Annotated in this window: 18 protein-coding genes; 7 read left to right on the top strand and 11 right to left on the bottom strand. The window is 35.0% G+C overall.

What is annotated here, in order from left to right; translation table 11 throughout:
- Positions 1 to 315 precede the first annotated feature (315 nt).
- The 6 genes from AC2CGN_RS04620 to AC2CGN_RS04595 all read right to left on the bottom strand — a co-directional run bounded on the left by AC2CGN_RS04620 (position 316) and on the right by AC2CGN_RS04595 (position 7,639).
- Entirely contained in the window at positions 316 to 870 is a 555-nt protein-coding gene (locus AC2CGN_RS04620; RefSeq protein ID WP_484512426.1) for a pyridoxamine 5'-phosphate oxidase family protein, read from the bottom strand.
- Between the two features lie 235 nt (positions 871 to 1,105).
- Positions 1,106 to 1,903 carry a cytochrome c oxidase assembly protein gene (locus AC2CGN_RS04615; protein ID WP_484512425.1) on the bottom strand — a complete coding sequence of 266 codons (798 nt, stop codon included), beginning with the start codon at positions 1,901 to 1,903 and terminating at the stop codon, positions 1,106 to 1,108.
- A 12-nt stretch (positions 1,904 to 1,915) separates the two neighbouring features.
- A complete protein-coding gene (locus tag AC2CGN_RS04610; RefSeq protein WP_283872779.1) occupies positions 1,916 to 2,389 on the bottom strand; it encodes a DUF2243 domain-containing protein in 474 nt (157 codons plus the stop codon).
- Positions 2,390 to 3,330: 941 nt separating this feature from the next.
- Positions 3,331 to 5,583 (bottom strand): MFS transporter, encoded by a 2,253-nt coding sequence (locus AC2CGN_RS04605; RefSeq protein ID WP_484512422.1) that lies wholly within the window; start codon positions 5,581 to 5,583, stop codon positions 3,331 to 3,333.
- 230 nt (positions 5,584 to 5,813) lie between these two features.
- On the bottom strand, positions 5,814 to 6,899 hold the full coding sequence (locus AC2CGN_RS04600) for a HAMP domain-containing sensor histidine kinase (protein WP_484512420.1): 1,086 nt from the start codon (positions 6,897 to 6,899) through the stop codon (positions 5,814 to 5,816).
- A 26-nt stretch (positions 6,900 to 6,925) separates the two neighbouring features.
- A complete protein-coding gene (locus AC2CGN_RS04595; protein WP_484512418.1) occupies positions 6,926 to 7,639 on the bottom strand; it encodes a response regulator transcription factor in 714 nt (237 codons plus the stop codon).
- A gap of 446 nt (positions 7,640 to 8,085) precedes the next feature.
- On the opposite strand from AC2CGN_RS04595, the gene AC2CGN_RS04590 reads away from it, so the two are divergent.
- The 3 genes from AC2CGN_RS04590 (at position 8,086) to AC2CGN_RS04580 (ending at position 11,880) form a co-directional block, all read left to right on the top strand.
- On the top strand, positions 8,086 to 9,732 hold the full coding sequence (locus AC2CGN_RS04590; RefSeq protein ID WP_484512416.1) for an alkaline phosphatase: 1,647 nt from the start codon (positions 8,086 to 8,088) through the stop codon (positions 9,730 to 9,732).
- A gap of 545 nt (positions 9,733 to 10,277) precedes the next feature.
- Positions 10,278 to 10,853, top strand: a complete 576-nt coding sequence (locus AC2CGN_RS04585) for a sigma-70 family RNA polymerase sigma factor (protein ID WP_484512414.1) — start codon at positions 10,278 to 10,280, stop codon at positions 10,851 to 10,853.
- A complete protein-coding gene (locus AC2CGN_RS04580) occupies positions 10,843 to 11,880 on the top strand; it encodes a hypothetical protein (protein ID WP_484512412.1) in 1,038 nt (345 codons plus the stop codon). Before AC2CGN_RS04585 ends, AC2CGN_RS04580 begins: the two co-directional genes overlap by 11 nt.
- A gap of 361 nt (positions 11,881 to 12,241) precedes the next feature.
- On the opposite strand, the gene AC2CGN_RS04575 is transcribed toward AC2CGN_RS04580, so the two are convergent.
- A complete protein-coding gene (locus AC2CGN_RS04575; RefSeq protein ID WP_484512410.1) occupies positions 12,242 to 13,669 on the bottom strand; it encodes an amino acid permease in 1,428 nt (475 codons plus the stop codon).
- A 280-nt stretch (positions 13,670 to 13,949) separates the two neighbouring features.
- On the bottom strand, positions 13,950 to 14,855 hold the full coding sequence (gene rocF / locus AC2CGN_RS04570) for an arginase (RefSeq protein WP_484512408.1): 906 nt from the start codon (positions 14,853 to 14,855) through the stop codon (positions 13,950 to 13,952).
- Positions 14,856 to 15,365: 510 nt separating this feature from the next.
- On the opposite strand from rocF, the gene AC2CGN_RS04565 reads away from it, so the two are divergent.
- The 3 genes from AC2CGN_RS04565 to AC2CGN_RS04555 all read left to right on the top strand — a co-directional run bounded on the left by AC2CGN_RS04565 (position 15,366) and on the right by AC2CGN_RS04555 (position 17,423).
- On the top strand, positions 15,366 to 15,932 hold the full coding sequence (locus tag AC2CGN_RS04565; protein WP_484513155.1) for a hypothetical protein: 567 nt from the start codon (positions 15,366 to 15,368) through the stop codon (positions 15,930 to 15,932).
- A gap of 179 nt (positions 15,933 to 16,111) precedes the next feature.
- A complete protein-coding gene (locus AC2CGN_RS04560; RefSeq protein WP_429984926.1) occupies positions 16,112 to 16,561 on the top strand; it encodes a MarR family winged helix-turn-helix transcriptional regulator in 450 nt (149 codons plus the stop codon).
- Between the two features lie 4 nt (positions 16,562 to 16,565).
- Positions 16,566 to 17,423, top strand: coding sequence for an MBL fold metallo-hydrolase (locus AC2CGN_RS04555; RefSeq protein WP_484512406.1), 858 nt, complete (start codon positions 16,566 to 16,568; stop codon positions 17,421 to 17,423).
- A 278-nt stretch (positions 17,424 to 17,701) separates the two neighbouring features.
- Here the strand turns inward: AC2CGN_RS04555 and AC2CGN_RS04550 are convergent, their stop codons facing one another.
- Complete coding sequence (locus AC2CGN_RS04550; protein ID WP_484512404.1) at positions 17,702 to 18,136, bottom strand: membrane lipoprotein lipid attachment site-containing protein; 435 nt, start codon at positions 18,134 to 18,136, stop codon at positions 17,702 to 17,704.
- Positions 18,137 to 18,635: 499 nt separating this feature from the next.
- Complete coding sequence (locus AC2CGN_RS04545) at positions 18,636 to 19,358, bottom strand: SDR family NAD(P)-dependent oxidoreductase (protein ID WP_484512402.1); 723 nt, start codon at positions 19,356 to 19,358, stop codon at positions 18,636 to 18,638.
- 404 nt (positions 19,359 to 19,762) lie between these two features.
- On the opposite strand from AC2CGN_RS04545, the gene AC2CGN_RS04540 reads away from it, so the two are divergent.
- Positions 19,763 to 20,779 carry a helix-turn-helix transcriptional regulator gene (locus tag AC2CGN_RS04540; RefSeq protein ID WP_429981198.1) on the top strand — a complete coding sequence of 339 codons (1,017 nt, stop codon included), beginning with the start codon at positions 19,763 to 19,765 and terminating at the stop codon, positions 20,777 to 20,779.
- Positions 20,780 to 20,876: 97 nt separating this feature from the next.
- Here AC2CGN_RS04540 and AC2CGN_RS04535 read toward each other — a convergent pair whose 3' ends face one another.
- Positions 20,877 to 21,638 carry an ABC transporter ATP-binding protein gene (locus AC2CGN_RS04535; RefSeq protein WP_484512400.1) on the bottom strand — a complete coding sequence of 254 codons (762 nt, stop codon included), beginning with the start codon at positions 21,636 to 21,638 and terminating at the stop codon, positions 20,877 to 20,879.
- Position 21,639: the final 1 nt, after the last annotated feature.

Below are 21,639 nucleotides of genomic sequence, written 5' to 3'. Positions count from 1 at the left end.
ACCATCCTCACTATTATTTTTTTTTTCTTGTCGTTGAACTTTATATTTTCAACTGAAAAAACTATACACGAAAAAGTTTAAAATTAGGTTAAATTTTTTAAATTTTTATTCAATGAATATGAGAGGAAACTTTAAACAAAGAAGGGTTTCACTCTGAAGAGTGCACTAATATTAATAATTTTCTTCCCACAAAAAAAATACCTCTCGTTTTGTTTGCAGGGTCATTACCCATTTTTCAACGAAAGGCATTTTTGTCTACTTATTTAAGTTCAGTGCATCAGAAAGTTACTAACTAATTGATAGTCTTTAAAATAATTACCTCAAATCCTGTGTAACGAATCTTCCTGGATAAAATTTGAGTTGTTCATTTAATCGATGCTCCTTTGCGGTCAAATTTAGTGGTTTTATTTTAAAAATAACCGTTTTACTCCCTAAGGATGATTGGTATTTATCAATATGAGTTTTCGATAAAGGGGCCTTATAATAGTTTGGTACATATTTATCCAGCATACTTTGCATGGCAGCAGTTGCTTCATCTAAATCAGTGACAATTTCTACTTTACCATCTGCAATGACACTCATGTAAGCTGTATCCGTTTTGGCAGGAGTTGGATCTACCATTGTGCCATAATTATCACTAATTGTCATACATGCATTCACATTACTCTTCATGATGTCTATTTTCTTTCCTTGGTTTGCCCCATGAAAATAAAAAATTCCATTCTTATATACAAAATTTAATGGTATAACATATGGCATGATATCATCAACTAGTCCAAGAAAAGCAGTATGAGCATTTTCTAAAAAATCATTGATTTGTCTTTCATCTGTACAGGCTCTTTTTGACATTCGAATTGCTGCTGGTTCCATTAGTATTTTATCTCCTTTAAAGTGTTCTAATCGGTTAAAAACAGTCAACAATAGGGCTATTTTTATAAAAAGGGACAGTCTTATGAAAACTAATGGGTACAACTACAAATCTTCATTGTTCAGTTAGATAAAGGATTATATATGAACCAAATAATTCAAAGCTTAAACCTAACAAATGTCACTAAAACTGAAAAGTTCGTCAGGGATCCTTTTATTATCTAAAATATGTAGGCCGTTAGCTAGATGGCATGAACTTTGTAGATAAAGGACCTCTTGTTTTTTTAAACCATTGGTAAAATAGTAAATAAACGAGTCCAATTTCAATTGCATCTCCACCATAATACATGATTATTGCTCCAAGTTCTGCCTGTTCGGTAGGTACATGACTAGGAGGATGAGCATAAATATATTTAGATAATATTGAATGAGCTGTTAATGCTACTAATAAAACGATTGAACGAAAGATATAAGATTGCTGATGAGGAGTTGGATCGATATAGATAAAAGCAATGGTAAATAAATAGCCAGCTAGAAAAATATGAACATGGATCAAAATAAATAAAAGTGAGCTTTCATGCATCATGTTAAAGAGCGGTGTAGTATAGAGTAACCATAGACCACCTATATTTAAAATAGATGCTATGATTGGATTACGAACAAAACTAAAGTAAGAATTTCTTAATATACGGGAAATAGGACGTGCCATTTTCACTGGAATTGTTCTTAAAAGTAAAGTCACTGGAGCCGCTAGAGCAATTAATAGTGGAGCTAGCATCCCAAGCAATAAGTGACCAACCATATGTGCTGAAAAATTTATGTGTGTTAGCTCTGCAAATGGACCGATTAATGTGATGATGGCACATAAATGCCCAAGTATCCAACTCACTGTGCGTAAATGAGACCAACTTTTTTTATGCTGATTAGAATAATAAACAGCAACAATGTAGGAGATAAGAGAAATGAAAAATGGTAAAACTAATATCAGTTGCATAAGAATCGAGAAATTTTGGATATGAGATTCATGAGAATGCAAATTATAAACCTCCTAGTACTTTTGGTGATTAGTTTGTATGAGTAAAACTATGCCAATAATGATTAGAATTGCTGCTAGTACATTCCAAACTAAATCATAGGGTAGAATTTCAACATTATAACGGATTTGATGCAGTCTCATGAACTTGTGTTGAATGATGCCATCATATAGTTGAAACACCCCTGCACCCAGAAAAATACCTCCAAGCCATCTTTTCACCCAAAAACCATGATTACGATGAAGGTCCGCAAGTAAAAAAGCAGATCCTATTGTTGCAAAAAAGCTAAAGGCATGGAATAAACCATCAGAAACTAATCCAATATTAGCTGTAGATTTATCATAAAAATGGTGCCAATGCAATAATTGATGAAAGATTACCTCATCTATAAATGCTACTACCCCCAAACCAAATAATAAGCCCGTCCACAGATTTTGTTGTCCATATTGATAACGGTTTTCATGTTTATGTTTTTTTTCTTCGTACATATTAGATATGGCCAAATTTTCCACCCCAAATTAAATTTCTAATAGTTTGGTCCATATGAAAAAATTTTAAACCTTTTTTACGTTTCACCAAAAGCACCTTATTGCTATATGACATTTATTCTATAATATAACTTCATTTATTTTTTATTGATAATTACTTTTCAAAAGTAAAAAGGGGTTTAATCCATACATATTGGATTAATCCCCTTCATGTTGTTGAAATACTATTATGTCAATGAAATCAAGGTGACAAATTTAAAAGTATGCCCTTTTTCAAAACGAGGGGTTGATCTCCGTTCCGACTGAGTGCTTTGTAGCTGTCGCTTTGCTTTCGCTACAGAAAACATTTGCCGCTGACGCTTCGCTTTCGCGCAGAGCAGAGCTTCCTGGGGGCGTCCGATGAGCCGCTTCACTCGCATGCGCGCTCCAGGGTCTCCTCTGTGACGCTGTGAATCCTCAAAGAGTCACTCAGTCTACACTCCAATCAACCATTCTCATAGTATTTTCATTGGTATTTCACATAAATGTATAGTGATAAATTGAAGTCTTAGCCATCACTATTTTATGCAAAAATGAAGCCTATGCGAAAGCAGTCCAGCAATAAGTAGCTTTATGTTTAGTTATAAAGTAGTTTTATGTACAAAAATGTAGGTTGACAGCTATAGAATTGTACTACTATTCTATCCATTTAATGTTGGTGAGTAATATGCTTTTACTTTACTTTTGAAGGAAGAAAATATTTAAAGTTCTACACTATTGCAGATTGGAGTGCAAGGCTACTCGACTCCCGTGGGATAGCGAGACAGACGAGACCCTGCACGGAGCGTCAGCGCAGGAAGCGGCTCGTCGCTCGCCCACAGGAAAGCGAGTAGCCTGGAACGGAAATCACCTTCATTTTGACTAAATATTCACAAAGGGTCACTTGACCATTTAGTAAAATATTATGTTTCATGTCTTATACCTATATTATTTAATAATATCTTTCCCTGCTTTGTTAAATTAAATTGAAAATGTATTTTTTCTAGCCTAGATGGATTAAACTGAGAATTTATTTCTTGGAAATCATTTAAAAGGAATTTATAATACTGGAATACTGGTTCAGTAATTGGGCCTACATCCGAAAAAGGTTTCTTCAGCAAATTCCCCCTTATTGCAGGTGGCAATTTGGCAACATGGCTAAGAGGAAGACTTGCTTTTTCCCCCTCACTATCTTCTACAGTAATGGTAAAATCAATCAGTGCTTCTTCTCCTTTTTCCTTGCCTTCCTTCCCATTGGCAGCAAGTGAAAATACAAGGGAGTTATTTTGCTCTAGCACCAGCCCTCTATCAGGTAGTGCTAGAGTATATGAGGCTGGGGAAGTTAAATCATTAGATTCCCACCCTAATTGCACAGCACTATACTGTGCCTCGGTAAACTTCAGTTTGACTTTTTCCTCTTTCCATTCCTTTAAATTTTCACCATTCAACTTTCCTCCTGGAACAGTGGTTGTATTAAGATCAATATCCTCATTAAACGTAGCAATATAAGAGGTCTGTGAATCATAATAATTAGAAATGTACTGTGTGTCAGGAAGCCACTTTTTTGCATATCCTAAATCTTGAAATATCTTTTGATAGTTTTTCTTTTCCTTTAACGTACTATCCAAAAATGCGGAGATTAATACTTTAGCAACTGTTTCCTGCTGTTCACGTGGCATAATTTGTTGTAAATTAAAGAATTGATTCGCTGTACCCGCACCATCTCCACGTCCCCATTTTTCATTAAACTGTCCATGATTAGCTCCATAAATGTAGACTGAAGCATTCATATAATCTTCTTTATCTGAATAAGAAATACGGTTAAATTGATTGGAGCTTGTAAAGCTATTGACATCCATATCATGGGCTCCTTGAAGCGCCAAATAGTTTATATTTTTTAATGGAAGTGATTTTCCTGAAGGTAAATATTGTCCATCTGTTCCTGCAATAGAAACTAGGGAGCGGATAGAAAAATGATAATCAAACTTAATATTACCGTTATTTGGTGGGTGATTCATTTCATTAAAGGCAGCTGCAATTGCAATAGCTTCTCCACCTCTGGAATGACCAATGAGCGCTATTTGCTCCATATCTACCTTTTGATAAAATGGATTATTGCTATTTTTATTCCATTCTTCCCACAACTGTAAATGCTCCAGCAGTATAAGACCTCTCGCTGAATTTTCATTCTTAAGAGGACTGATTAAAAATAAATCATCATATGGAGAGAAATTCAGAAAATTTTCATCTACTGATACAGCTATATACCCTCTACTCGCAAGAAGCTTTCCTAAATACTCATAACCTGGATCGGAATAATCCGTCATTAAATGGTTACCGTGCACGATTAATACTAGTGGAAAAACACCCTGTCCGTCTGGATACCACACCTGACCATTTAATGGCAATTTATCCGGCCCAAAACCTAGTGTTTTTGTACGAACAGAGGACCAATTTTCTAAATAATTAGTGCCATCCACATTTTTAGTCTCCAAAGAGTTTTTTTGATTAAATTCTTTCCGATAAGTATGTGGACTACCGTAAGTAAGTTTATTTACTCGATAGCTACCTGGATTTGCCGGATTATTCAGCATAGTATTATCATAATGCTTCGAAGCTTTAAGCTGTGATAAAGTGAAATCAGGGGAATTTACTTCACCTGATTGAAGCAACCAATAGCCCCCAACCACCATACCAATCGTCATTATACTTAGCAACAAAGAAGCGCCTACTCTTTTAGAAGTTTTAGCATGTCTATAGCTACCCTTTATCCATTTAAATAGTAATGCTCCCCACAAAGAGACAAAAGCAACTATACATAAAATTAAAGGAATAGCAACTTCTAAAGGAATAATCACGCTGAATAAAAGAAAAACAAACGAGGTGACAAGTACCCAAATATAACGACCAGGTATCTTTTTTAGCAACTGAAACAAAAGGGTAAGGACCCCACTGATAATGATCACAGAAAAAATAAATACCAAAATTCCAATCACGAAATCAAAAACACTACGCTGGTCTAATAAGAACTTTCCTTGAATCAAAATCATTAAAAAAGAGACACTACCTAAAACGATGGAAGCCCCCTTCCATCCTAATGACATTGGTTCGTAATTCTTTATTTTTCTGAAAAATTTTTGGACAAAATAAGCCCACGCTTTTTTTAATACCTTCAATTTTTGATTCCTCCTGCATACAATCTATTCCATTTTAGATTACAGGATGATTCTTTCTTGAGACTTTCTCCTTTCTTTCAATTATCTTACAAAGCAATTTTGCCAAGGCGAAATTAGTCCGGATTTTGAATTGTGCACAACCCACTGAGAAGGAACCAAAACTACATTCATCTCACCACCTGTAAAGGTAGGAGTCTTCTGCTGAATTGAGAGAAAACCTCTTTTTGTGGTCATTTTTGGGGCAAAAAAAGTTTGAAGCTTGTCCAACCATTTGTTGTCAGCGTAATCTCTCCCCCATGCTTTTCAATCACTTGTTTAGCAATCGCAAGTCCTAATCCAGTACCTCCATCACTTTTACGTGTTTGATCACCACGGACAAAAGCTTCAAATATTTTTTCTTCAATTGCTGGAGGAATACCTATCCCATTATCCTGAATAACAATTTCTATGCCATTTTCCTTTGATACTAGCTCCAATTGTACAATTGTCCCTGCTGGATTATATTTTAATGCATTTGAGAGAATGTTAGATATCGCTCGATATAACAATGTAGCGTTAAAAGGATAATCAATTACATCTTGAGGAATAGTGCATTGAAACATAAAGTTCTTTTCTGAAAATTGTTCGTAATACTCTATTGCAATTTCTCTCATAAATTCTGCTATATCACTTTTTTGTACCATAACAGGATAATTAGAACTGTTTAGCTTGGATAATTCAAAAATATTGTCGATAAGTTCTGATACCAGCTCAACTTTATTCGAGATTAAGCTTAAAATTCTTCGTTTTCGCTCTTCTTCATTAATCAATCCTAATTCCAGTGCTTCAACATAGCCTCTAACTGTAGTAATCGGAGTCTTTAAATCATGAGAGAGATCCACTAACATTCGTTGCTTGTTTTCTTCTAAGCGCTGGTTTTCTTTTTCTACTTTCTCCAGTTGCTCAGCCATTTTGTTAAAATCATTTTGAATTTGAGCAAGCTCGTAACTTGCGTTAAAGTTAAGTCGTTTATTGTATTGTCCCCGCGCTATATCTTGTATGCCGTCAGCGATTAAATGAAGTGGAGTGGTAAGTCTAGAGGCAGTCCACTTCCCAAAAATATAAACTGCTATTATTAATAAAGAGAGAAAAAGAAGTAGCGTTTGCATGAGTATTTTATAAAAGATTTGTTCATTTTTTTCTTGTCCTTCAATAGTACTCTTGGAAGATTGACCTGCCTCCAAAAAATAATTTACAATTTGTTCGTTTAATACAAACAATGAAAAGGCTGCAATTAGTGCAACAATTATGAAAAAGTATATATATGTAGTAATCAATACGCGCTGTAGCCGATTCTGTGATTTCATGGAATCAACTCATCTTTCTTGGCAAATCGATATCCAAGCCCACGAATCGTTTTAATAAATATAGGATTCCGTGGACATTTCTCAATTTTTTCTCGAAGTCTACTAATTTGAACCATTATTGCATTGTCGTCAGCAATATAATGCTCATTCCAGGCACGTTCGAAAATTTGTTTTTTTGTAAAAACTCGTCCAGGCTCACTCATCAAGAGCTTTAATAATTGATATTCGCGTGCACTGAGAGAGATTGCTTTCTCTTTGATATAAAGCACACATTCCTGCTGAGACAAAAGTAAATCCCCTACCCTTATTTGAGCGTTCAACTGAGAGGATACAACATTATTAAATTCATACGATCTCCGCAAATGGGCTTGAATTCTAGCAATTACCTCCAAAGGGCTAAAAGGTTTAGAGATATAATCATCCGCACCTAACTTTAGTCCGGTAATTTTATCATAGTCCTGGTTTTTAGCAGACAGTAAAATAACTGGAATTTTGTATTCTTGGCGTATCATTTGTAACAACTGATAGCCATCAATAATAGGTATCATAATATCTAAAATAACCAGGTCAATAATGTGGTTTTTTAATTGATTAAAAGCCGATTTTCCATCAAATGCTTCCACTGTACGATATCCTTCTACATGCAAGTATAATTTCAGCAAGTTCACAATATCGAGATCATCATCCACTATTAATATTGTTTTGGACATAGTAAATCCCCCTTCCCTTCTTCTAACTATAGTGTATTCTATTTAGTAACTTAATCTCCCTAGAATATGTGTATTGTAAGAAAATTGTAAGGTAAGTAAAAGTTTAAGTTTGGATAGGCCCTCTTTCATGTGTTTTGAATTCATCCTTTTTATAGAATCTCCTTATAAGCTTTTTACTTTATAAAAACTTTAAAAATAGTGTCGGATAATCTGTTTTCTCGTATTAACTTGATTGCCTCAATGTAAAACCATAGTATTTATGTTTTTTAGTTCTAGGCATCCGCTATTCTCTAATTAAAAGATGATTGTTATTTTATAACCGTTAATCAGCTATTTTTTAAGGATTTTAGTTAACAATATTACCATAATTTATTAACATCTATTTAATTATGACTTTACAACCTTCCTTTAAACTTACCATTGAACTAATCTAAAGGAGGAAAATCATGAAATATTCAAAAAAATGGACTTCATTGTTTTTAGCAAGTGCTCTTACTTTATCAACAGTTAGTATCACTACACCACAGGTACAAGCAGAGGAAGTAAAGAAACCAACAAATGTTATTATGCTTGTGATGGATGGTAGCAGTAATAATGCCATTACACTTTCGCGTTGGTATAAGGGAGAAAGCCTGGCAATGGATGAAATTTTAACAGGTGCCATGCGTACGTACTCTGCTGAGTCTGCCATCACAGATTCCGCTCCTGCAGCTACAGCTTTAGCAACTGGACATAAGTCGAATGATAAATTTATTGGTGTATTGCCATCTGTTGTTAATTCACCTGGATTAGAGCAAGTTGCTAAAGAGGACGCATTTAGACCAGTAGCAAATGTTTTGGAAGGCGCTAAACAGCAGGGCAAGGCCACAGGATTAATTTCTACCTCTGAAATTCAGCATGCTACACCAGCAGGCTTTTCAGCTCACGTTAATAATAGAAGCCAATATGGTGATATCGCTGAACAGCAAGTCTATCAAAATATTGATGTTGTGTTAGGAGGCGGCTTAGAATCTTTATCACCTGGAACAACAAAAAATGCGCGTAAAGATGGCGAGGATTTATTGAACGTCCTTAAGGAAAAAAATTATGCTCTTGTCAAAACACGGGATGAACTACTAAACAGTCAAGCATCAAAAATTTGGGGTAGCTTTGCGCCAAGTGCCCTCGCTTACGATTTTGATCGTGCCAAAACAAGAGCATCCGAGCCAACGCTTGCCGAAATGACAGAAAAAGCGATTAATACACTGAAAAAGGATGAGGATGGCTTCTTCTTATTTGTGGAAGGAAGTAAGGTAGACTGGGCAGCACACGCCAACGATACTATTGGGATTATTAGTGATATTTTATCGTTTGATGATGCGGTGAAGGAAGCCATTGATTTTGCGAAAGAAGACGGAAATACATTGGTGGTTGCCGTAACAGACCACGGCAATAGCGGTATTACAATGGGAAATATTAACACAACAAATACTTATTCAAGCATTCCTGTATCTGCTTACATCGATCCTTTAAAGAAGGCTACAATGACGATTGAAGGTGCGCTAGGGCAATTAAAAGAAGATCAATCAAACTTAGTAGAAGTTGCTGCACTTTATGGTCTAGATAATTTAACAGAGGAAGAGCTTACTATATTAAGATCTGCTAAAGACCTTGGCAGTGAAATGGTTAAAATGCTTGCAAATCGTGCCAATATTGGCTATACAACTGGTGGCCATACTGGCGAGGATGTATTCTTATATTCATTCGGTCCGTCTAAAATAACTGGTCTTGTCGAAAATACTGATTTAGCACATGCAATGGCAAAGTTTATGGGCTTTGAATTAGATAAGCTAACGGCCGAATTATATATACCTGCAACAAAAGCATTTACAGAAAAAGGCTTCACAACAAAAGTAGATGTAACAGATAAAGAAAATCCTATTTTTATAGCCCAAAAAGCGGATGTTTCCATTACTATTCCAGTAAACAAAAATACTATGGTATATAAGGACGCATCAATGAATACGTCTAAAACATATACATTTGATACAATCAATGTTTATAACGGTACGGAATTTTATGTTTCAAAAAAAGTTTTAGACACAATACAATAAAGGAAAAGACATCATAAGCAGGGAAACGTGCTTATGATGTCTTTTTTACTTGTCGGGTGACTTGATGATTTAAAATAAAGATTAATAATTTATAAAAAAGAAGCGATGTTTTGAATAAAGTCGCGACGTTTATAAAAAAGTTGCGATGCTTCACCTCTTTGGATAAGGATATTTCAGAGGGTAATAAAGTTTGATCATTTCTAATAAATTCTGTTTTTCATTAGCCTTTTGATACTCTTTTATCATCTTAAAAAAGTTAAGGAAAAAGATGGATTGTGCCAAATAACTTTTATCGCCGTGTAAAAAATATTAGAATCCCCAAGTAACCAGCAATAAGAAACGGCGAAATTAAAATGAAATAAATCACCATGCTATGACCTAGACTGAAAAATATAGCAATAGACTACGGGTCGTTGTACTCCTGATTGTCTTCCTGATCGATGGCCGCCGACACTCAGCCGTTTGCAAAAAAAAAACAAAGAACCGAACCTTTTTTTGATAGAGAGACAATATAGTGTGTAAGCTTACTTAGGAGGACCCTCTGAATGCAAAATGAATATATGTACCAATTACTCCAAAAAATGAAAGAAGGTGATCAACAGGCGTTTCGTATGATGTATGATGCCACCTATCAGGACGTCTACCGGACAGTCTCCTTTCTGGTGGATCATCAGCAGGATCGGGAAGATGTCATGAATGAGATATATATGCAAATGTGGACCTCACTTGCTAACTATGATACGAACAGACCTTTCCACTTCTGGCTAAACGGCTTGGTAATCCGTCAAGTGAAGAGATTTCGGGTCAAGAGCTGGCGGAGATTCCGAATTTTTGAACGCATCTGTGCCTTTTCTCGGGAAGAGCCTCATTGGGATCAACCTTCTGTGTTGATGGATGGGACGAAGCAAATGATAACACAGGCAATCCAAAAACTGACCGATAAACAACGATCGGTGATTGTCCTCCGCTTTTTTCACGACTATAAACTTGAGGAAATAGCGACATTGCTCGAAATTCCGCTGGGTACGGTCAAGTCCAGGTATCATGCTGGCCTTCAGGTGCTTCGAAAAAACTTAAGTAATCTCCCCCCAGAAAGGATGGAAGAAATTAATGCCAATTGAACGCAAAATCCGTGAATATCTGCACAAAGAGGCAGAAACTATGAAGTGCCCTCCGGCCATTTCCAAACGAATAGAACAATCCTATTCTCAATATTTCCAACGAAAAAGGAGCGAAATAAACATGAAAAAACGATTAATTAGTGGATTAGTTGCTACTGCGATTTTGATTCCAACCGCAGCATTTGCGGCCCCTAACCTGATTGAAATGCTTACTAGAACACCAATGACTGTTGAACAAGTCAAGGTGGATGAGGTTGGCAAAGCAACACTAGAGAAGCTGTATAACGCATTTCCCGAAACAAAATCGTTTGAGATTATCAATGCAAGTAAGGTTCAAGGTGTCCAAACAAGCATCATACTGCAGGAAAAAGGAGGAATTGGCAAAAAGATTTCCCTTCATACAAACGGTATTACGGGTGCGATTGAACACGTGAATCAGGAGAATTGGGAGCCAAAGGAGAAACCACTCACTGCCTTAACCGATCAGGAAATCAAGTCGAAGGTAGATTATCTAATTGATAAAATGTTTGGCAACATTGAAGAGTACGAGTTTGCTATGGAACAAATGGAGAACCCGGATCAAAAAACGTTTATGTTGAATTACACCAAAAAGGGATCAAAAACACCTTTCTATCAGGCATTTGTTCAAGACAATACAATCAGTGTTTCTCTAATCGGAGGTGAGACTACACCTTCAAACATTAAAGTAGAAGGTTTTTTCTCTACAAATGGTAAGCCTGATTATACTGCTGATTCCTTTTTAAACGATGAAAAACTGTTTTCTTTACTAAAAATTAGCCCAACAGAATTAAAACAAGAATTAGCAAAAGGTAAATCTGTTGTTGAGATTGCAGCATCTAAAAATGTCTCTAAACAACAAGTAATTGATGTGATTGCAAAAACACAGGCTGAAGGACAAATTCAAGGTGAAAATAATGACGATATTCCTTCAAGTGAACAAATGATAAAAGCTGTTGAACCGAAAGTATTACAAGTTATTGAACATAAAACTGAAACGCCATGGTAGTAATAACAAATCCTAGGCGGTTGAGGTTGGCAAAATATCGCTTGAGTACATTTAATTCAATGGTTGTTTCTTGAATATGAATTTGAATGGTAGCATGAGGGGCTTTTAATCAAACTTCATTACAAGCCTGAACTTAAACAAACGGGCCTTTAGTACAACTAGGGTTTAAAAAATAATCAAACTTTTTTATAAAGAATTTAATCTGCTACATTAAATAAGAGCATGTTTTGAACAATCTTTTTTCAAAACATGCTCTTTAGAACTATTCTCATATCAAGGTTGATATCCATTAATTTAATCAAACTTTATTACAAACCTACATGACTGTGTTATCTTGAGGCATTCAGTGTCTCCATCTAGCTTATAGATACATTTTTTGCTCTAATTTTAACTGTACTTCTTGTTGATTAATTTTTAAATTTGTAACTTTCTTTACCTTTACATAATAAACGATATAACAGCCAATAAAGAATGCTCCTCCACAATATAGAGCTAGTCGTTGAGATGGATCAAATGCCAAGCTTCCCATGACAATACAGTTTGCTACTAAACCTAAAATTGGAACGAGTGGGTAGAGTGGGGCTTTGAATTTTAAATCTTCCACTTTTCCACCTTGACGTATATAGGATCTTCTAAACGCAATTTGGGAGGCCGTAATTGCAATCCAACCAATTTGTGCGCCTAAGCCTGCTAGAGATAAAAGCCAAACAAACACTGTTTTTGCAGCGAATACACTTGATAGCAATGACAAACCAGCCACAGCAAGTGTAATTAGTAATGCATTCATAGGAATCCCTCTTTTATTCACCTTCCCTAAAACGGGGCTTGCCATCTTTTCAACAGAAAGAGAGAATAGCATACGTGTTGCTGCATAAAGTCCAGAGTTAGCGACAGATAATAGCGCTGTCAGAATAACAAAATTCATGATATCTGCAGCATACGGAATTCCTATACTATCTAGCACAACAACAAATGGACTTTCAACAACTCCTGCTTTTTCCATAGGTATCATACCTGCTAGTACAACGACAGATAACACAAAGAAGAAAAGCGTCCGCCAAACTGTTTGTTTAATTGATTTAGGGATTGTCTTTTCAGGATTTTCACTCTCCCCTGCCGCAATACCAATTAATTCAGTACCCTGGAATGAAAAATTCACAGTAATCATGGTAATAAGCAAGGCTGATACGCCATTTGGAAATAGCCCTCCCTCATAAAAATGAGAAAGAAATGGTGCTTCTGTTCCATCTTTTATATCAATTAAACCAAACATGGCCGCCCCACCAACTGCAAGGAACATAATAATGGCCAATATTTTAATGCTTGAGAAAACAAATTCTGCTTCACCGAACGCTTTTGCTGATAAACCATTCAATACAAAGAGCAGTGCAGCAAATAGTAGGCACCACATCCATACGGGTGATTCAGGGAACCATCTTTGCATAAGTTGTCCAGCCCCTAAAAATTCGAGTGCAACAGTTACTGCCCAGCCTAGCCAGTACAGCCAGCCGACAGCAAAACCAGTAGCAGGACCTATAAATTTCGTCGTGTATGTTTGGAATGAACCTGATACTGGCATAGCAACAGACAATTCACCTAAACATAGCATTGTTAAATACATGACTAATCCGCCAACTAAATACGAAAGAATGGCACCAGTTGGTCCAGCTTGATGAATAGTGTAGCCTGACCCAAGAAAGAAACCAGTTCCTATACATCCGCCAAGTGAGATCATAAATAAGTGTCTTGCTTTCATGCTTCTTTTTAATTCATATTGTTCTGCTGCCATATAAAAACTCCTTACGCAAATTATCTTGTAAGCACTTTCTTTTTTAAGTGCATGAAGATAACTATTAGAAATTTTAATAATAATTAGGTTATTAATTTAATATATTTAAAGAACTGTCAATATTCTGACAAAATTAATGCTAGTGATTACCTAGAGCTGTCGCCCTTTCTATTGTAAACTTAATTGAGGGAGAGCTATTTTCTTACATTTGGTTGTGGCGACCTACTATTCTAAGAAAAGTTCTTCCTTTATGGGATAATTTATTGCCCTTATCCATAATTTAAAGTAATCTATCGCCGAATAAAGAGCTGATTAAAGCGACTGCAGCGATAGCTGTTTTATTATATTTATCTAATACTGGGTTTGTCTCTACAAACTCTGCAGAGGTAATGATATTCGCCTCTGATAGCATTTCCATAGCTAAATGGCTTTCACGATAGCTGATGCCACCTGCAACTGGAGTTCCTACACCTGGTGCATCATTTGGATCAAGACCATCTAAATCTAGGGATAAATGGACGCCATCTGTACGTTCCTTCAAATAATTAATCGTTTCTGACATAACTGTTGTCATACCTAATCGATCGATTTCATGCATGGTATATACTTTTATACCTTGTTCTTTAATAAGCTGCTTTTCTCCTGGATCTAAGTCACGGGCACCAATAATCACGACATTTTCAGGCTTTACTTTTGGACCATAGCCTCCAATATTAGTGAGTGCAGGATGACCAAGACCTAAGCTTACAGCCAAGGACATCCCATGTATATTGCCTGAGGGAGAGGTTTCACCTGTGTTTAGATCACCATGGGCATCATACCAAATGACACCTAAATTCTCATAATGCTTTGAGACCCCTGCTAATGTTCCAATGGCGATACTATGATCTCCTCCTAAAACTAACGGAAAGCGATTTGAGGAAATGACTTGATCTACTTTTTGACCAAGCTTGCCATTAGCCTCTGCTACAGTTTTTAAATTTTTTAAGTTAGTCGTTATTTCAGTTTCTTTGCTTTCATTTACTATTTTAATATTTAAATCCCCTTCGTCATCAATCGAATAGCCAAGGCCTTCAAGTCGATCTGTTAACCCAGCATATCTAATAGCGCTTGGCCCCATATCAACCCCTCTTCTAGTTTGACCAAAATCCATAGGCACCCCAATAATTGTAACTTCTTTGTTCATGATATTTTCTCCTCTCGAATAATTACTTTCACAGTATAAAGAAAATGAAAAATTGACTCAACCCAACATTTTTTTAAATTTTTATACAGTTTGGATTATTAAAAACATAGATTCTTTCTTGTATAAAAAAATGCATAAACATTATTTCAATGCATAACGATACACTATTTCCCAATTTTAAATGTTTTTTTGTCAGAAATTTCAAAACAAAAGAATAAATACTATTCTATTTTTATAATTTTTTTAATAGAAAATTAACTGCAACGATAAAAAATATCCAAATATCGTACCCACATCCAAATGCAAGAAATTAAAACAACCAGTTGCTGCTACAAAATGACAACTGGTTGTATGAATAGCAACCCCATTCCTTTGGATTTCTCATAAAAATTTGCTCTTACCAATATAATATTAATCTATAACAATTGGATTTTGATAAAAGAAGGGTGATGTAAGGTGACGATTATCACAAAGCCATCCATTGGTTTAACACAATTTACTGATTTCACGATGAAGGGAAGTGCTGCCAAGACAAAGTTTGTGAAGGACATTAAGTACCAGGGGGACTATCATCCGATTAAAGATTATTGGAGAGCATTACGCGAAGGCTTAAAAAAATACCACGAAAATCGATATAATGATTCCTATTTACTTACCATCATAGACGATGCCATCCCTGCACGTCAGAAGAATTACCAAGAAGCTGTAAAAGCCTATTTAAAATTTTTTAAAAATAAAAGAGTACAGTGGTTTGAGCCTGGTAAGTCCAATTGGTATTGTGATGAATTAACCGTACGTTCAAACCCTGAACTCGGTTTAATCATCGATGATATCCCCTATCTAATTAAGCTGTATTTCAAAGGAAAAAATGAACGCATCGATAAACATAAATGCCGATCTGCCCTAACCCTCCTAAAAGATTCTCATTATTCGATTGAACATCCTGAATCTGTTAAACATGCTATCTTAAATGTTCAAAAAGGGCGTTTGATTACAGATGATGAATCGACAGAATATCATCAAATTGCCCTCGAATCTGATGCAGCACAATTTATGTTTATTTGGAATAGACTCTAACGCTTATCCCACTAGAAAATGTGGATTTGGAATTTTTCCTCTACCAAATCCACATAACGTCTGCTGAAAAGAAAAATAAATCTCAATCACCATTTTATCTCAAATACCCCTAATGATTGACAAATATCAAACAGTTAAGTAAACTTAACTTAATAAATAAAATGAAGGATGATACAACTATGCATGATTATTTAATACTTATCGACAAAATTAATCAAAAATTTGAGCAATTCAAATTGATAGTTTTAAAAGAAACCAAAGAAGTTGAGGAATTGGAGAACTTTCATTTAACCCCTCAGCAAGAAGTGATCATGTTTTATATCATTCGTAATGAGCCAGTAATTGCGAATGATATTGCCAATCATTTTGATATTTCTAAAAGTGCAGTTAGCCAAGTTATTTCAAAGCTGGATGAAATGAAAATGATAGTTCGGCAGGAGAATTCAATAAACCGTAGAGAGACTTTAATATCTCTTGGGAATAGGGGTCAAGAGTTTCGAGAGCTTCTAAAAAAAATTGACGATATTCTCGTAGAAAAATATTATTCGAAGGTAAGTTTAAACGAGTTAAAAAATGTTTTGGACACATTAGATAAGATTGTCGGAACAAATAACAACAAAGGGAGTTAAGCTCATGGAGAAAAATTTAAAGCAACTCACTAATCGCGTACACTATTTACCTCCTGATCCTGAAACAGATCGACCAATACTGTCTGCCATATGTGGGATACACCAAACTTTAATTATAGATGCAGGAAATTCTGACAAGCATGCTCAGTTATTTCTTGATGCACTAGACCAGTATCAAATCGCTAATTATCATTCTGTCGTCTTAACACATTGGCATTGGGATCATAGCTTTGGAACAAATAAAATGAATTTATTAACAATAGCACATGAAAACACAAAAAAGTATCTTGAAAACATAATAGATTATGATTGGTCTGACGAAGCCTTAGATAATCGTGTGGAAAAAGGCTTAGAGATTGAGTTTTGTTCTGAAATGATAAAAAAGGAATATGGCGTGGACAGAAATATTACCATCACTTTACCTAATATTACTTTTAAAGAAAAAATGGAAATTGATTTAGGTGGAGTTCGATGTGTCGTCCAACATGTAGGTGGGGATCATTCTGATGACTCCTCAATCATTTTTGTAGAGGAAGAAAAAGTACTTTTCTTAGGGGACTGCCTGTATCCAAGTATTTACACACAACAACCACTATATAAAATCGATCATGTTAGACATCTCATAGAAAGTATTGAAATGTTTGATGCCGATATCTATGTGCTTTCGCATGAACTCCCATTAACGAAAGAGCAGTTTATCGGTTATATAAATGCATTAAAGTTAATATGTGATTTAGCAGAGAAGCATCAAAGCAACCACTTGAATTTGGTTAATGAGCTGTCAACTCAACTTAATCGTCCATTAAGTCAGTTAGAGGAAGAAATTGTTTATTGTTTTATGAACGGATTATCAGTTTCATAAACTGGAAAACCATGAAAATATTGAAGTTAAAACAAGAATGAATGAGAACTAAATTGGGGCTGCTTTGAGTTCGGACAAAATGAACAAGATTGACTGACTTTTGTATACTCTTTTTTTTACAAGCTCAAATCGAGTAGGCCCCCTCCCATTACCGCCGTTAAGCGAACGCATATATATCTTCGAGACGAATTTTGAGGCACAATGATCTTAGTATCAGTTTTTTTGTAAAGTTCTATTTTTCTTATGCTTGCTTAATTGAGAATTTGGAGGATCTTTAATTATTTTACATTAACATCAAAAACAAAAGATTCTTTTCCTTTATTCCATATAGCATTAAGTTCATATATATAATACCCTTCTTTAGATGGCATAGTTATTTTTTCATCTTTAATTTCAACATTTTCAATTGTGCCATCTTCATTCATTTTAGTTGCAGTAATGGAGTTTGGATTGTTATCAATTTTAAATTTTAAAACATCCCCTTTTTGGACTTCTAAAGTTTCGAAGTTATCTGCTATTTCGCTAATATTAGGAGACCCTTTTAATGTTACTTCAACATCGTCCTCTTTCCACTCATATTTACTTGGTAACATATTAAAATGCTCCCCATCAAAAATAATTTGACCTTCTGGTTGTTTATGAATACCAGTTGGTAGTACATTGCATCCAGTCAAAATAATAACTATTAGTATTGGGAAAACTATTTTATTCATTTGACCACTCTCCTTTTACTTAAATTCCCTACAGTGAATATATCATACTATTTTCGTTAAAATCTTATACTTATTCCCAATGATATACATATATGTTATAAGGAAAAAGAATGCTAAGTAAGATGATAGTTTTCGAATAAAATTAAAAATCACAAAATAATCATTATTTAATCTAGTTTAAAAGGTAAAGAGTATAGCTTTTTGATAATCTGGAGCAATGCGAAAACTCCTCTCGTGGTTTGTCTGAACAACAATCTCGATACGGAGTTTTCGTTTTTCTTCCATAGCAAAATATGATTAACTCCAACCATAGTTTTGTGAAGAATCCCAAAACTTCACCCATTAAACTACGCTGTTTTATAAGAGCCCATGATTCTTTTACAACTTCCTTGATTTTGAAGCTCTAATCATATTCGGTTCACTTGAGGAATTATGTATTGTATTTATACAAGCAGATGAAAAGAGAACCCATTCACTGCTAGCTGACCAATAAAAACAATCAAGCATTTAAATCTGTTATAGCTGGGATATTAATTTCCTTTACACATGAAACAGGTGATAAATTTATCACACATTGGACAATAGACACAATATCCTGAACAGGAATACGAGTACCTTCATATAAAAGAATGGCCTTTTCTGCACCTTCTTCATAGGGTACTTCTGCAGCAAGCTCTCCTGGATTAATGCATGTTACGGAGATCCTATCTTTTCTTACATGTTCACGTAGCGCATTTGTTATTCCCCGTAAGCCAAATTTAGATGTGACAAACGAAACTTGTGCATTATTCGTATGATCTAAACCTGCCGTTGAACCAATTAAAATTATTTTCCCATTTTTCGCCTGTCTTAAGTTAGGTAATAGTGCTTGTATATAGGTAATAGTGGAAGTTAGATTAATGTTGATTAGGTTTGAAATATCTGCTACTTCATCCTGATCAAATGTATAGTCATCCTCAAAACCACGCTTTTCCCATACCCCAACATTATAAATTAATACATCGATGGCAATCCCTTGTAACGTTTCTTTTAAAATAGTAATTTGTTGTTGACTAGATAAATCGATTGAGAGCCACTTACGAATTACTCCATCATTTAGATCTAAACTATTTGGTCGTGTACGTGACACCATCCATACCGTATCACCCTTTATAGGTAAACCCTTTACAAATGCATCACCTAATCCTTGACTAGCTCCAAAAATAATAAAGCTCTTACTCATGCTATCAACCTTTCTTAATAACTGTAATTATAAATTATAAGAATAAAATTACCTTCAATAGAGAATATCTGATACTAGTTACTCTCTTAATTGTTATTATATTAATAAATTAACTTTTTAACCTCAATCCATTGTCTGAAATTAACTTTCATCATTATTGAACTATTAAGAAGTTTCAAGTATACTTATGAATGATAATAATAATCATTTTCATTCTAATTATCTGCATAAAAACTGAATAAGAAAAAATATACTAATAAGCCCGTAGCATGATTCAAACACTACTGTCATATTTCCCTCTTCTCTGACTAAATAGTTTAGTTTATACGACAATTATCATTTGTGGTAATCATAGACTCCTTTTATGAAATATAAAAAATATAGAAAAGGAGTTGATAGATAAATTGACTTTAAACGTTACTAAGATTCATGATTTATTTGATCAATTTACGGAAATGGTCGAAGGACACGTCCAGCAAAGAAACTGGGAACAACAACTCACCATTCCATCTCATATAGGCAAGGGAAATCTGATTAGAACTAAGATTCGTCCAGGTATGGAGATTATGTTGACAGACGTCACATTCCAGCAGGATATGAAACTTCATATTCAGGAATCTTGCCAATTATTTGAATTGAGTTACTGTGTTAACGGAGAAATTCATTGTGATTGGAATGGGAAGAATAGCCTAACAATTGCCCAAACAGGGAATGTTCTTTTTTTGGAAGACGTTCGAGTCTATGAGGAAAAAAAAGCAGACATTCGAAATCAGCTTCTTGAAATCAGGTTTACTCCTGTTGAATTGCTACGCTATGCTGAGGATGTGACGGAGAAACGTAAAATGGAGAAATGGCTGAATCATCACCGTGGAAATATTGATCAATATCCGAATACGCCTGCCATCCAAAGATGTGTTTCTGAAATGATACATTGTAAACATTTTGGGACAATGAAACGTTTGTATTTAGAAAGTAAGGCTCTAGAATTTTTAGCACTATTTGGAGAGTCAGATGGATATGGTCATGTTGGAGGAAATATGATGCTGCGTCGCAGTGATATTTCCAAACTAGAACTAGCTCATGAATTAGTGCAGGAGCATTTTGAACAACCACTATCTATTCGTGCATTATCCAAGCGTATTGAAATGAATGAATTTAAGCTAAAAAAAGGATTTCGTGAATTGTTTGGCATGACAATCTTTGAGCTTGTGCGGCAAAAAAGAATGGAGAAAGCACTTTGGTATTTAGAAGTAGAGCGTTTAAATGTAGGCGAAGCCGCAGCGTCTGTTGGTTATAGTAATGCCAGCAATTTCACAACTGCTTTTCGCAAGCATTATGGTTGTAATCCAAGTGATCTTATTAAACGGATTAGTCAATTGGATGTAGAGGATAACAAGCTAAAAAACCGCTTCACACCATAAAATTAAATATGAACGGTAAAATGGCTTGACAATTACATGTCAAGCCAGTGTTATATCCAGTGTAGATTATCAAATTCAAGGAGCACTTTTTTATACTCTATGTTATATAAGTAATTGCCATATCCCCGGTAATTGGATTTGAGTAAACCTCACAATCTATTTCATAGACCATTTCAATAAGCTCCTTGGTCAATATTTCTTCAGGCTTTCCTGATGCTATAATTTGACCTTGTTTAATTACATAAAGAATATCGCAATACATGGCTGCCATTGTAAGATCATGCAAAGCCCCAAGAACACCTATGTTTAGTGATTTGACAACCTTTAAAATCTGAAGTTGATATTTAATATCTAGATGATTTGTTGGCTCATCAAGAATTAAAAATTGAGGCTGCTGTGCTATCGCTCTTGCAAGTATCACACGTTGCTTCTCTCCACCTGATAATGTCAAATAGCTTCTGTCTGCATACTCAGACAAGTTAACTTTATTTAGCGCATCCGCGACAATCTGATAATCCTTTCTGTTATCGGATTCCATCAGATGTTTATGTGGCGTTCTTCCCATCATTACCATCTCATGAACGGTGAAATCAAAACTTAATTCATTAAATTGCCCTACTACCCCCATCTCCTTTGAAATCATACGCGTGGATGAGTTAAGAACATCCTTCTGTCCTAAAAATACAAAACCCTTTTGCGGTTTAATGACTTTATAAATACTTTTCAATAACGTTGATTTCCCGCATCCGTTAGGTCCAATAAGTCCAACAAATTGTCCATTTTCCACATGAAGACTAATATCTTTTACAATGTCTACTCCTGATAGCGTTACTGATATATGTTCTGCCGATAGATTCAAT

The sequence above is a fragment of the Lysinibacillus sp. DFXJR4 genome (assembly GCF_057196045.1).
Note: the sequence above shows the minus strand (reverse complement) of the source record. Positions and strands in the feature narration are given on the sequence as shown.

Excerpts from the sequence above, each read along its gene's own strand:
- AC2CGN_RS04595 (WP_484512418.1), bottom strand. The coding sequence starts at position 7,639 with ATGTCCAAAACAATATTAATAGTGGATGATGATCTCGATATTGTGAAC.
- AC2CGN_RS04575 (WP_484512410.1), bottom strand. The coding sequence starts at position 13,669 with ATGGCAGCAGAACAATATGAATTAAAAAGAAGCATGAAAGCAAGACAC.
- AC2CGN_RS04550 (WP_484512404.1), bottom strand. The coding sequence starts at position 18,136 with ATGAATAAAATAGTTTTCCCAATACTAATAGTTATTATTTTGACTGGA.
- AC2CGN_RS04585 (WP_484512414.1), top strand. The coding sequence starts at position 10,278 with ATGCAAAATGAATATATGTACCAATTACTCCAAAAAATGAAAGAAGGT.
- AC2CGN_RS04620 (WP_484512426.1), bottom strand. The coding sequence starts at position 870 with ATGGAACCAGCAGCAATTCGAATGTCAAAAAGAGCCTGTACAGATGAA.
- AC2CGN_RS04590 (WP_484512416.1), top strand. The coding sequence starts at position 8,086 with ATGAAATATTCAAAAAAATGGACTTCATTGTTTTTAGCAAGTGCTCTT.
- AC2CGN_RS04565 (WP_484513155.1), top strand. The coding sequence starts at position 15,366 with ATGAAGGGAAGTGCTGCCAAGACAAAGTTTGTGAAGGACATTAAGTAC.
- AC2CGN_RS04560 (WP_429984926.1), top strand. The coding sequence starts at position 16,112 with ATGCATGATTATTTAATACTTATCGACAAAATTAATCAAAAATTTGAG.
- rocF (WP_484512408.1), bottom strand. The coding sequence starts at position 14,855 with ATGAACAAAGAAGTTACAATTATTGGGGTGCCTATGGATTTTGGTCAA.
- AC2CGN_RS04545 (WP_484512402.1), bottom strand. The coding sequence starts at position 19,358 with ATGAGTAAGAGCTTTATTATTTTTGGAGCTAGTCAAGGATTAGGTGAT.
- AC2CGN_RS04610 (WP_283872779.1), bottom strand. The coding sequence starts at position 2,389 with ATGTACGAAGAAAAAAAACATAAACATGAAAACCGTTATCAATATGGA.
- AC2CGN_RS04580 (WP_484512412.1), top strand. The coding sequence starts at position 10,843 with ATGCCAATTGAACGCAAAATCCGTGAATATCTGCACAAAGAGGCAGAA.
- AC2CGN_RS04555 (WP_484512406.1), top strand. The coding sequence starts at position 16,566 with ATGGAGAAAAATTTAAAGCAACTCACTAATCGCGTACACTATTTACCT.